General features: G+C 57.6%; 9 protein-coding genes. 7 read left to right on the plus strand and 2 right to left on the minus strand.

Going from position 1 to position 12,849, the window contains the following annotated elements; all coding sequences use genetic code 11:
• Positions 1–49: 49 nt before the first annotated feature.
• Complete coding sequence (locus FW800_RS18970) at positions 50–1,984, minus strand: BCCT family transporter (protein ID WP_446438270.1); 1,935 nt, start codon at positions 1,982–1,984, stop codon at positions 50–52.
• 390 nt (positions 1,985–2,374) lie between these two features.
• Between FW800_RS18970 and betI the strand changes: the two genes are divergently transcribed.
• The 3 genes from betI to betA all read left to right on the plus strand — a co-directional run bounded on the left by betI (position 2,375) and on the right by betA (position 6,398).
• Positions 2,375–2,968, plus strand: a complete 594-nt coding sequence (betI, locus tag FW800_RS18975; protein WP_032879040.1) for a transcriptional regulator BetI — start codon at positions 2,375–2,377, stop codon at positions 2,966–2,968.
• 110 nt (positions 2,969–3,078) lie between these two features.
• Positions 3,079–4,551, plus strand: a complete 1,473-nt coding sequence (gene betB / locus FW800_RS18980; protein WP_032879038.1) for a betaine-aldehyde dehydrogenase — start codon at positions 3,079–3,081, stop codon at positions 4,549–4,551.
• Between the two features lie 143 nt (positions 4,552–4,694).
• Positions 4,695–6,398: a choline dehydrogenase gene (gene betA, locus FW800_RS18985; protein WP_032879035.1), complete on the plus strand. Its 1,704-nt coding sequence runs from the start codon at positions 4,695–4,697 to the stop codon at positions 6,396–6,398.
• 97 nt (positions 6,399–6,495) lie between these two features.
• Here the strand turns inward: betA and FW800_RS18990 are convergent, their stop codons facing one another.
• A complete protein-coding gene (locus FW800_RS18990; protein WP_146097895.1) occupies positions 6,496–7,083 on the minus strand; it encodes a hypothetical protein in 588 nt (195 codons plus the stop codon).
• 257 nt (positions 7,084–7,340) lie between these two features.
• Here FW800_RS18990 and FW800_RS18995 point away from each other — a divergent pair, with 257 nt between their 5' ends.
• From FW800_RS18995 to FW800_RS19010, 4 genes are all read left to right on the plus strand, one after another.
• Entirely contained in the window at positions 7,341–8,783 is a 1,443-nt protein-coding gene (locus FW800_RS18995; RefSeq protein WP_032879033.1) for a TldD/PmbA family protein, read from the plus strand.
• Complete coding sequence (locus tag FW800_RS19000) at positions 8,783–10,099, plus strand: TldD/PmbA family protein (protein WP_032879031.1); 1,317 nt, start codon at positions 8,783–8,785, stop codon at positions 10,097–10,099. The genes FW800_RS18995 and FW800_RS19000 overlap by 1 nt, the downstream gene beginning before the upstream one ends.
• 460 nt (positions 10,100–10,559) lie before the next feature.
• A complete protein-coding gene (locus tag FW800_RS19005) occupies positions 10,560–11,864 on the plus strand; it encodes a hypothetical protein (RefSeq protein WP_446438231.1) in 1,305 nt (434 codons plus the stop codon).
• Between the two features lie 75 nt (positions 11,865–11,939).
• On the plus strand, positions 11,940–12,677 hold the full coding sequence (locus tag FW800_RS19010; protein ID WP_050549381.1) for a hypothetical protein: 738 nt from the start codon (positions 11,940–11,942) through the stop codon (positions 12,675–12,677).
• Positions 12,678–12,849: the final 172 nt, after the last annotated feature.

A 12,849-nucleotide genomic window follows, 5' to 3' on the forward strand; every position in this document is an offset into this window, starting at 1 on the left:
TCGGGAGCAAGCCCCCTCCCACATTCAAAGCACCACCAGGCTTCGACTATCAGCTATAGACACGGCCAAGGAGCTGCCGATGGCTTTCAAACTGATCGAGCACATCCCGGGTGATCTGTTCCTGGGTGAAGCCCATCAGGTCGTATTCCTGAGGCCCGTTGTGCAGGTACACCTCGGCACGGTAATAACGGGTGCGCTCTTCTTCAGGCAAGTCAGCCGGCGCCGACGAGTAAGCATCCAGGCTCACTTCGTAGACAAACGGGTTGCCCTCTTCCATCTCGATACGCACACCAATGCAGCGCTTGGATTTGCCCAGCAGTGTCTGCACTTCCAAACCTTGCTCACGCAGCGCAACCGCCGCTTCTTCCAGCGCCGGCGTTACGTGCTTGTCCATAAAGCGTTGCACGGTGGCCTGGCTCGGTTGCAGGTCCAGCGCCGTCAAGCGCTCGCTGAACCCACGACGCCCGCGTTCAGCCAGTTGCGCCTGCTCCTGTTCGATGGCCACGTCCTGGCGCATCGCCTTGTGCAAACCGAACATAAAGAAGATCAGCACCACCGAGAACGGCAGCCCTGCCAGCACTACCATGGTTTGCATGGCTTCGAAGTTGCCGGCAAACAACAGGCCGATCGTCACCAGCGTAATGACCGCCGACCAGAAGATCCGCAACCAGTGCGGCGCATCTTCGTCCACATTGCCGCCTTTGCAGGACAGGTTGGCCATCATCACCGCGCCGGAATCCGCCGGGGTCAGGAACAACACAAAGCCCACGAAGATCGATACGCCGATGACAATTTTCGATGCCGGGTAATGCTCAAGCAGTTGGTAGATGGCCATCGACGGCTGCTCCAGAGCCGTCTTGCCCAACTCCACCGCCCCGTGGTTCAACACCAGGTCCAGGGCCGAGTTACCGAAGATCGACAGCCACGCCAAGGTAAAGCCCAGCGGGATCAGCAACACGCCAGCTACCAGCTCACGCACGGTACGACCGCGGGAAATACGTGCGATGAACATGCCCACAAATGGCGCCCAGGAAATCCACCAGGCCCAGTAGAACAGGGTCCACAGGCCCATCCAGCGCTCGGTCTTGGCAGCGTCGCCTTCGTACACATACAGGTCGAAGGTTTTCAGAATGATGCCGTTGAGGTAATCGCCGGTGTTCTGCACCAGGCCGTTGAGCAGGTGCAGGGTCGGGCCGAACAGCAGCACAAAAATCAGCAAGCCGCTGAACAGCACGATGTTGAGGTTGGACAGGCGGCGAATGCCGTTCTCCACGCCCGATACAGCAGCGATGGTCGCTACGGTGCTCATCACGATGATCACGATCAGCAAGTTAGTGTTGCTGTGCTCCATGCCGAACAGGTTTTCCAGCCCCGACGACACCTGCATCGAGCCGATACCCAGGTTGGTCACCAGCCCCAGCAAGGTGACGAACATGCCGAAACCGTCTACCGCATGGCCGGCCGCGCCCTTCACCCAACGCTCGCCCACCAATGGGTACAGCGCCGAACGCAAGGCCAGCGGCTGGTTATGGCGGTAGGCAAAGTACGCCACGGCCAAACCGACCAGGGCATAGATCGCCCAGCCGTGCAGGCCCCAGTGCAGAAAGGTCAGTTGCAGCGCCTGGCGTGCCGCGCCATTGCTGGCCGCTGCGCCTTCGGGCGGGTTGAAGTAGTGGTCCAGCGGCTCGGACGCACCGAAATACAACAGCGAAATGCCGATGCCCGACGAGAACAACATGCCGGCCCAGGCGCCGTAGCTGAAGTCCGGGGTGTCGTCCTTACTACCCAGTTTCAATTTCCCGTAGGACGAAAACGCCAGGCCGACCACAAACACCAGGTAGGCGGCGATGACCACCATGTAGTACCAGCCGAAGCTTTTCGACAGCCACGCCTGGGCTACGCCGAGCAGGCGCCCGGCCTCCTGCGGGGCGATGATCAGAATGGCGGTCAATATCAGAATCAGCGCGGTGGAGGTGTAGAACACCCAACCGTTGACCCGGACCTTTTCCGGCGGGGTCTTTATAAGAGAGGCAGAACTCATGGCGCAGATGCTCCAGGCAGTGCGAGAGAGAAACACAAGGCAACGGTTATCCCGGAACATCGATTTTTCGGCAGTCGACGGACGGGTGTTATAAAGACACCCCGAAAATTCTTGAGCCCGCCGAAGCGGTGATCAGGCTCTGAAGTGGCCTGTTTCAAGGGTTTTTGCAGGTGTCAGAGGTTGCAGCTCGCAGGTAGGAAATATCTGTAGGCAGCGACCATTTGTCGCAGATCTTATTCTTTGTTGATTGAACGTTCAATCAAAACAAAATAGACTGGCCCTCAAGCCGACGGACGTGGATCGCCCATCGGCAGGCCTAAGGAGAGGTGCTACATGCCCAAGGTCGGTATGCAACCCATACGCCGCCAGCAGTTGATCGAAGCCACCTTGACGGCCATCGATCAGGTCGGAATGGGAGATGCCAGCATTGCGCTGATTGCGCGGCTGGCCGGCGTCTCGAACGGCATCATCAGTCACTACTTTCAGGACAAGAACGGCCTGATCGCAGCGACCATGCGCTACCTGATGAATGCGTTGATCGAGAACGTCCACGAACGCAGGCGTGCCTTGAAGGAAGACAGCCCACGGGCACACCTTCAGGTGATCATCGAAGGCAACTTCGACGCCAGCCAGGTCAATGGCCCGGCAATGAAAACCTGGCTGGCCTTCTGGGCCACCAGCATGCACCACCCGTCATTACACAGGTTGCAGCGGATCAACGATCACCGTCTGTATTCCAACCTGTGTTGCCAGTTCCGCCGTGCGATGCCGTTACCCGAGGCACGCAGCGCAGCCCGCGGCCTGGCGGCTTTGATCGACGGTTTGTGGTTGCGCGGCGCCCTGTCGGGAGACGCTTTCGACACGGAGCAAGCGCAACGGATCGCTTACGAATACATGGATTTCCAATTGGCCAAGCAGGTGAGTTAGAGCACTTATAAACGCTCAACCCCTGAACGTCCGCCGCTCAGTGTTGCCACAACTCCATGGCCCACTGTACGGCGGGTAACGCCAACCACTTATGCACTTGCGAGGACTTTATGGCCCGTTTCGACCTGCAAAAACTCTACATTGACGGCGGCTACAGCGACGCTGGCAGCGATGCCACCTTCGAAGCCATCAACCCGGCTAACGGTGAAGTTCTCGCCCAAGTGCAACGCGCCACGAAAGAAGACGTCGAGCGTGCCGTGGTCAGCGCTGAAAAGGGCCAGAAAATCTGGGCTGCCATGACCGCCATGGAGCGTTCGCGCATCCTGCGTCGTGCTGTCGACATCCTGCGCGAGCGCAACGATGAACTGGCCGCCCTGGAAACACTGGACACCGGTAAAGCCTTCTCCGAAACCAAGTACGTCGACATCGTCACCGGCGCCGACGTGCTGGAATACTACGCAGGCCTGGTGCCAGCCATCGAAGGCGAGCAGATCCCGCTGCGCGACACCTCCTTCGTCTACACTCGCCGCGAGCCGCTGGGTGTAGTCGCCGGTATCGGCGCGTGGAACTACCCGATCCAGATCGCCCTGTGGAAATCCGCCCCGGCCCTGGCCGCAGGCAACGCGATGATCTTCAAGCCAAGCGAAGTCACCTCGCTGACCACCCTGAAACTGGCCGAGATCTACACCGAAGCCGGCGTTCCGGCTGGCGTGTTCAACGTACTGACCGGCAGCGGCCGTGAAGTCGGCACCTGGTTGACCGAGCACCCGCGCATCGAGAAAGTCTCGTTCACCGGCGGCACCGACACCGGCAAGAAAGTCATGGCCAGCGCCTCGAGCTCGTCGCTCAAGGAAGTGACCATGGAACTGGGCGGCAAGTCGCCACTGATCGTGTTCGAAGACGCCGACCTGGATCGCGCCGCCGACATCGCGATGATGGCCAACTTCTACAGCTCCGGCCAGGTCTGCACCAACGGCACTCGTGTGTTCGTGCCCAAGCATCTGCAAGCTGCGTTTGAAGCCAAGATTGTCGAGCGCGTTGCGCGCATCCGTGTCGGCGACCCGCAGGACGACAACACCAACTTCGGCCCGCTCGTCAGCTTCGCCCACATGGAAAGCGTGCTGGGCTACATCGCCAAAGGTAAGGAAGAAGGCGCCCGCCTGCTGTGCGGCGGCGATCGCCTGACCGACGGCGACTTCGCCAAAGGCGCCTTCGTGGCCCCGACCGTGTTCACCGACTGCACCGATGACATGACCATCGTGCGTGAAGAAATCTTCGGCCCAGTGATGAGCATCCTCACCTACGAGACCGAAGAAGAAGTGATCCGTCGCGCCAACGACACCGACTTCGGTCTGGCTGCCGGCCTGGTGACCAAGGACCTGAACCGCGCCCACCGCGTGATTCATCAACTGGAAGCGGGTATCTGCTGGATCAACGCCTGGGGCGAGTCCGACGCCAAGATGCCGGTCGGTGGCTACAAGCAATCCGGTGTGGGCCGTGAGAACGGGATCAGCTCGCTGAACAACTTCACCCGCATCAAATCGGTACAGGTTGAGTTGGGCGATTACGCCTCGGTGTTCTAACACCCGAGCCTTGTATTGCCTGTAAGGCCGCCATCGGGGGCAAGCCCCCTCCCACCTTTGACTGTGTGAACCCGATCAAATGTGGGAGGGGGCTTGCTCCCGATGAGGCCCGACCTGACTAGACTTCAAAGAGGGTGCATCCAATGTCCCAAGAATACGATTACATCATTGTGGGTGCCGGCTCCGCCGGTAACACCCTGGCGACCCGTCTGACCGAAGACGAAGGCGTCACCGTCCTGCTGCTGGAGGCCGGTGGCCCGGACTACCGCCTCGACTTCCGTACCCAGATGCCCGCCGCCCTGGCTTTCCCGCTGCAAGGCCGCCGCTACAACTGGGCCTACGAAACCGATCCTGAGCCTCACATGGACGGCCGCCGGATGGAATGCGGGCGCGGCAAGGGCCTGGGTGGTTCTTCGCTGATCAACGGCATGTGCTATATCCGTGGCAATGCCATGGACTATGACAACTGGTCGAAGCTGCCCGGTCTGGAAGACTGGACGTACCTCGATTGCCTGCCGTATTTCCGCAAGGCAGAAACCCGCGATATTGGCCCGAACGACTACCACGGTGGCGAAGGCCCGGTCAGCGTGACTACGCCGAAAGCGGGCAACAACCCGTTGTTCCACGCCATGGTCGAAGCCGGCGTACAAGCCGGTTACCCGCGGACCGAAGACTTGAACGGTTACCAGCAAGAAGGCTTCGGCCCGATGGACCGTACCGTCACGCCGAATGGCCGTCGCGCCAGCACCGCACGCGGTTACCTGGACACGGCTAAAAAGCGTTCGACCCTGACCATCGTCACCCATGCCCTTACCGACAAAGTGTTGTTCGAAGGCAAGCGTGCCGTTGGCGTGCGCTACCTGATCGGCGCCGCCGAAGAGCGCGTTGAAGCCCGTGCGCGTAAAGAAGTATTGGTGTGCAGCGGTGCAATCGCTTCGCCGCAGTTGTTGCAACGCTCCGGTGTCGGCCCGGCCAAGCTGCTGGAAAGCCTCGACATCCCGGTGGTCCACGACCTGCCGGGCGTCGGCGAAAACCTGCAGGATCACCTTGAGCTGTACCTGCAATATGCGTGCACCCAGCCGGTGTCGCTGTACCCGTCGCTGCTCTGGTACAACCAGCCGGCCATCGGTGCCGAGTGGCTGTTCAACGGCACTGGCATTGGCGCCAGCAACCAGTTCGAAGCCGGCGGTTTTATCCGTTCGCGTCCGGAATTCGAATGGCCGAACATCCAGTACCACTTCCTGCCGGTTGCGATTAACTACAACGGCAGCAACGGTGTGAAAGAGCACGGTTTCCAGGCACACATGGGCTCCATGCGTTCGCCAAGCCGTGGCCGCGTGCAACTGAAGTCGAAGAACCCACGGGACTACCCGAGCATCCTCTTCAACTACATGGCCACCGAGCAGGACTGGCAGGAGTTTCGCGATGGCATCCGCCTGACCCGTGAAATCATGCAGCAGCCGGCACTGGATCAATACCGTGGCCGCGAAATCAGCCCGGGTATTGAAGTGCAAACCGATGAGCAGCTCGACAAGTTCATCCGCGAGCACGCCGAAACAGCGTTCCACCCGTCCTGCTCGTGCAAGATGGGCACCGACGAGATGGCCGTAGTGGATGGCGAAGGCCGCGTGCATGGCATGCAGGGTCTGCGTGTAGTCGATGCGTCGATCATGCCGATCATCACCACCGGTAACCTGAACGCGCCGACGATCATGATCGCCGAAAAAATCGCCGACAAGATCCGTGGCCGCAAGCCACTGCCGCGCAGCACCGCCGACTACTACGTGGCAGGCGATGCGCCGGTTCGTGGCAAGCCGATGCGTGAAGTAGGGCCGGCTGCGCACTGATACTGCTAATGCAGGAGCGAGGGGACATCTGGTCTTACTCGCTCCTGCAACACCACGGCCACTAACCCCTTCGGGCTATGTGAAAATTGCCAAGACTTCATACTTCATTGGGTTGGCTTAAATAAGCGGCGTTACGCTCCAAAATTTTCAGTGTAAAAATTGGATTACTTGGAACTATACCTGCGCCTACGGCCACTAGGTGGGCCCACCATTGTGATAAAACATTCTTTTTCTCCTTCAAACAAAGTGAATAAGTAGTCTTGGCAAAGGTTTTCGGAAAATGGAAATGCATACCCACTTTTACTTCATCTTGGCTAAGGTGATCGAGTGTGACATGCTCCCCAGCAGAGTTGAGCAAATAAACATACATAGAATCATCATCCGGCTCCCCCCCACAGAGGAAATCATGTGTAGAAGCGCCACCCAGGGTCGTTCCTGATGTCTCCCTGACCGAGCCGATACACCCAGCACCGGCTGCTCCACCCCCCCTAAAAAATAAAACATAGTGATCATGTCTATACCTGAAATATATCTGCGCAGGCTCATCAGCGTGAGAATTCGCGCACATATATTTCCATTCTTTATTACGAGGTGTTCCGTGACTATCTTCGACTTTAGAAAAACTTACGGGCACGCCTTCTACCCACACCGAAGCTATAAATGACTTTCCACGATCCGTGCTCATAAAATTCACCTTATTAAATAAACGCGGCAATCTCTGCCGCACATCCTAAAGCTACATAATTAAACAGATGCCGCCACCTGTGAAAACTAACAGCCAGGTAGTCTATTTACGAATAAGAACCCAATAAGAAAGCACATAATTATCTAAGCCGAAGCCCCAAACTTGATACCTCCTCCACACCCGCCTACCCTGATGCCGCACTCACACCCCACGCTGCCACTGCTGCCTCAGCGCTCCACTACAAGGAGGTTCTCCGAATGTTCGACAACCACCAGCGGCTCAAACAGCACTTCAGTGCCCTGCGCACCCGTGCCGAATTCTTCTCCCTGCGCTACGTACGCGAATCCGGTCAGTACCTGTCGGTACGCAAGAACGTCGCCGAGCCACCACACCTGAGCCACGATGAAGGCGCCATGCTTACCGTGCGTCTCAATGGCGTGGAAGCCTATGCCGCGACCAACGACATTTCCCTTGCCGGCCTGCAAGCGGCCCTTGAGCGCGCCGAACAGCAAGCCCGGATGATCCAGCCCCACGCCCTGCTCGACCTGCACCAGCAGCCGGTTTCCAATGAAGTCGCCGACTACCTGTCTCCGGACCTTGATCAGCCCTTCCCACCCCTGAGCGACTGCTACCAATTGCTCGGCGATGAATCTGCCGCCGTGCCCAAGGATGAACGCCTGGTGACTTGGGAAGTCAGCCTGGGCACCACCCATGTTGAGCAGATCTACCTCAACAGCGCCGGCGCGCAATTGCGCCAGGCTCAGCGCTTCGTCTTCCCTGGCCTGAGTGTCACCGCCTTCGACGGCAACGACAGCCAGACCCGCACCCTGGGCGGTACCAACTTCGGCCAGCAAGGCAGTGCCGGTGTGATCCAGCGCTTTGGCCTGGTGGGCGCCGCCCGCAAGGTGGCCGACGAAGCCCTGCAATTGCTGCTCGCACCCAATACGCCCCACGGCCAACGTGACCTGCTGCTGATGCCCGACCAGATGATCCTGCAGATCCACGAGTCCATCGGCCATCCGCTGGAACTCGACCGCATCCTCGGTGACGAGCGTAACTACGCCGGCACCAGTTTTGTGAAGGCCAGCGACTTCGGCCATCTGCAATACGGCTCACCGCTGCTTAACGTGACCTTCGACCCGGACATCCCCGAACAGCTCGCCAGCTACAGCCATGACGACGACGGCACCCGCGCCAGCAAGCAATTCCTGATCCGCGATGGCCTGCTGCTCAAGCCCCTGGGCGGTGCGTTGTCGCAATTTCGCGCCGACTTGCCAGGCGTTGCCAACAGCCGCGCCTGCGGCTGGAACCGCCCGCCCATCGACCGCATGGCCAACCTGAATATCGAGGCCGGCGATAAAAGCATGGAGCAACTGGTGGGTGGCATTGAAAACGGCATCCTGATGTCGACCAACCGTTCGTGGTCCATCGACGATGCGCGCAACAAGTTCCAGTTCGGTTGCGAGTGGGGCCAGTTGATCGAAAACGGCGAACTCAAGGGCGTGGTGAAGAACCCCAACTATCGGGCAATTTCCGCGCAATTCTGGCGCAACCTCAGCGCGGTCGGCGACGCCAGCACCTTCAAGGTATTGGGCACGCCCAACTGCGGCAAGGGCGAGCCCAACCAGGTGATCCGCGTCGGCCATGCGTCGCCGGCCTGTGTATTCAGTAACATTGACGTATTTGGGGGCGATGCCTGATGAACCACTTCAAGGCACTGGTGGACTGGCTCAAGCAGGCCGTCACCGACAAGGAGCAGTTCCACCTGGGTTACGCGGATGAATCGTCCGAGTTCGTGCGTTTTAACCACGCACAGGTGCGCCAGGCCGGCCAAGTGCAACAGGCCAGCCTGAACCTCAAGCTGATCAACGATGGCCGCCACGCCGACCTGGGCATCACCCTGTCCGGCGAGGCGGCACTGGATCGCCAGCGTCTGGCCGATGCCCTGCAACAGCTGCGTGAAACCCTGCCGCTACTGCCACGTGATCCGTACCTGCTGCTCAACCACAACGCCTGGCAAAGCAGCAACGAACAGCGACGGCCGCTGCCGGCGCTGGCCCAGGTGCTGGACGATATCAGCCAGGCTGCCGACGGCGTCGACCTGGTCGGTTTCTACGCCGCCGGCCCCATCAGCCGTGGTTTCGCCAGTTCCTCGGGCGCGTTCGGCTGGCATTGCGCCAACAGCTTCAACTTCGATTTCAGCCTGTTCCACGCCAATGGCGAAGCGGTCAAGGCCAGCTACGCCGGGCACACCTGGGACAGCGCCGAATTTGCCGCACGCTTTCAACAGGCCCGCGAGCAACTGGCGTTTCTGGGGCGGCCGCTGCACAAGCTGGCGCCCGGCCAATACCGTGCCTACCTTGCACCGCCAGCGCTGGAAGAAATCATCAGCATCATTACCTGGGGTGGTTTTTCGGCCCAGGCCATCGCCAGCAAAGGCAGTTCGTTGCAGCGCCTGTATGCCGGTGAACAATCACTGAGCCCGCTGGTGACAATCAATGAACAGATCAGCGGTTCCCTGAGCCAGGCGTTTTCCACCGAAGGCTACCCGCGCGGGGATGTGCCCCTGATCCGGGCAGGCAAGGCCGAGGGTCAGTTGATCAACTCTCGCAGCGCCGCCGAATACGGTTTGAGCACCAACGGCGCCAGCAGCGACGAGTCGCCCAGCGCCTTGCAAATGGCGGCAGGCAGCCTGGCCCAGGCCGATATCCTCAAGCAGTTGGGCACCGGGTTATATATCAGCAACCTCTGGTACCTGAACTATTCCGACCTGCCAGCGGCGCGCCTGACCGGCATGACGCGCTTCGCCACGTTCTGGGTGGAAAACGGCGAAATCAAGGCGCCGGTCAGCACCATGCGTTTTGATGACAGTGTCTATCAGTTGCTCGGCTCGCAACTTGAGGCCCTGACCGCTGATCGGGAGTTGTTGCTCTCGGCCAGCACTTACAGCCAGCGCAATACCGCCTCCAACCTGCTGCCGGGTGCCTTGGTCAAGCGCCTGACCTTGACGCTGTGAAACTTTCACAGCCCGCGTAAAAACTAATGGCAGCCACTCCGGCTGCCATTAGTTATATAAGTGTCCGGCTATTTCCCTTCCTGCGTACAAACCGACCCAAGGCCGGATTTATCCTGCATCCAAAACCAATCGAGGTCACTCTCTGTAACCTATCCTCTCACCTATAGCGGGAACGCATTGCAGCAACAGGACACTTACAACAGTGATTCATTTGCGGGCAACCCACTATCAACTGCGGAGCATACTTATGAGCCTGAGCATTTCGACGCCCACCGGCAGTCATCGGTCGAGCGTAAATAGCTATTCACACACAAGGGGCAAATCCGCAAATAACACGTCGAGCGCTGAAAACAAACTATTGTCTTCACACCTCCTCCGCGCTGTGCCTACCGAAACATCCGCAACACATGTCATGTCAGGAAAAGATAGAGGCGCCCCACCCAGTAATTTGTGGACTGGCTTGTATGCCACCTATGAAAAATACCCCTACTTTGGCCGTTATGACCACGATGACTGGGTGGCGGTAATTAAGGCCGCCATGTCGGGCCTCGGCCAGAGCCCCTTGAGTATTTTTGATGAAGTCAAGGACACCGGAAACGGCTACAACATCACCATGAAAGACGGCTTCAAACTGCATATATCCAACGATGAACTAGCACTGGCTACCCACCATGCCAAGTTTGCGGGCGACGATGAGGGCATGCTAAAAGATGCACGCTTTATTTTTGCGATCATGAATAAACGCAAGCACCTTGAAGCACAATACAACTACAGAAAAATCGATTATCGCACCCATATTCACCAACACAGCTTTGGTGCTGTTCTGAGCTCTTCTGATTACGGGATCAGCGGGTACGAGGGTCTAAAGCTTTTAGGGCTTGACTACCAACTACAGCATGTGTGGTCTCAGGACGTAGGGAACCAGGTAGCCGTACCGGCAATGAAGGTATTTTCGAGTAAGCGCGGCATGATTAATGACGGCTTTATGGAAAACTACGGGCACAAGAAAAAAGTACCACAATGGATAGAAAGCTTTATTGTCCTCAAGGCCCCCCACACCTCCATGCCCACGCCTATTGCGGTCCCTCAGATATCAACACCTCCCACCTTCACGCTCGACCCCCTTCCCACTGAAGGTGATGTTCAGGCCGACCATGAACTTCCGGAGCTTTCTGCCAAACGAAATGGACAGAAACCAGATAACCTGGTCACCGGGTTTTATACGCAAAGACCTTTTGTCTTTCAAGGTGAGACTTCAACCCACGCCGATGTCATAAAATTGCTGATGTCCAAGTTCGGGCAGAGCCCAACCGATGTTTTTTCAAATGTAAAATTCGCCCATAACGCCTATCAGGTCACCTTTAGGGACGGATTTGAATTGACCCTCTCGCGGGACGAACTTGAGCAAGCCCAACAACACTCCTTATTTATCGGGCACGATGATGGCATGATAAAGGACGCCAACTTCATCTTCGCAGCCTACATCAAACGTCAACAACTCCAGCCCCCCGTGCGTTCCTTTGGGCAGAGTTTCGAAGCAGCATTGATTGGCAACATTGATGGCCGTACGGTAAAAAATGTTCTGGAAGGGATGGGCGTGAGCTCATCTATTAAATACATGGAAAGAGCAGGCGATGCCGATGGCCTGACCGTGTTGATCGGCAGTAACGCTGGTGGGCTGTTCTACAACGGCAGGCTCATAAAGGAAGGTAAAAACCTTCCTGGGGATGAGAAGGTACACACCCACGGATATCAACTCGCATAATAATAAATCCTCACCGTCAGTTCTCAGACAACCTGTTCACCGACAGTCTCCTTTATGCACCCCGAGTCAATTACTATGAATATCGGTTTCTCTCCACTTAATGGCCTCAACTATCCAACCCCTTACGATAATAGTCGCATCAACAATCGCCACTTGGAAAAAGGCGAATTTAATGCTGCCTACACCCGCAAAGATGATGCCCCCGCCCGTACAATTGTTCGCTCGACCACCGACTCGGGCATCAGACCAAAAAACATATGGCGAGATTTCTTTCAAGTCACCGAAGGTAACTGTGTCACGGTGTCAGCCATCAAGGCGGCGATGGCCAAGTTCGGCAGCCATCCAGAGGGTATTTATAAAAAGATAACCCGGACACCTGAAGGTTATGACGTAGTGATGCGCGACGATGTCCGCATCACCCTGACCCATCAAGAACTGCTTCAAGCCATGGAGCACACAGGATTCGCTGGTAGCGGCAAGGTCTTGCGACATGCCGTTTTTCTATATGCGGCCAGCGCAAAGCGGGCGCAGAACGAAAACAATGACCACCGGGCCAGCCAGAACTTTAAGACCGCAATGGACACCTTGAACGACGGAGAACACCCTGGTGAAGCGCTAACACGCCTTGGGCTCAAGCACTCTATGCGCAGCGGCACTCTTGAGGAATTAAAAAATGGAGCGATAGGTACCCTTGCCAACTCCAGCCATTCTGTCGCCGTCATTGATGGCCATATCGACTTGTGGAGTATCAAAGTTCCTCTTGGCGACTCACCATTCGACAGTAAAGAAAATACCGTATTGGTGTTGGCTTAAATCAATCTTTGCCTGACTTGCCTGTAAGTGGACTCATCTGTCAGGCAAATCCCTTCCCACTGGTAAACTTTCTGCGGTGCTCTCATTTGGCGAATCCGCCTATTGTCCCCTCCCTGATTCCTCGTTATAAGGCTTGATGGCATCCCGCCACCCCACCCACGTGCCCGCACGT

The sequence above is a fragment of the Pseudomonas sp. 910_23 genome, assembly GCF_052850795.1.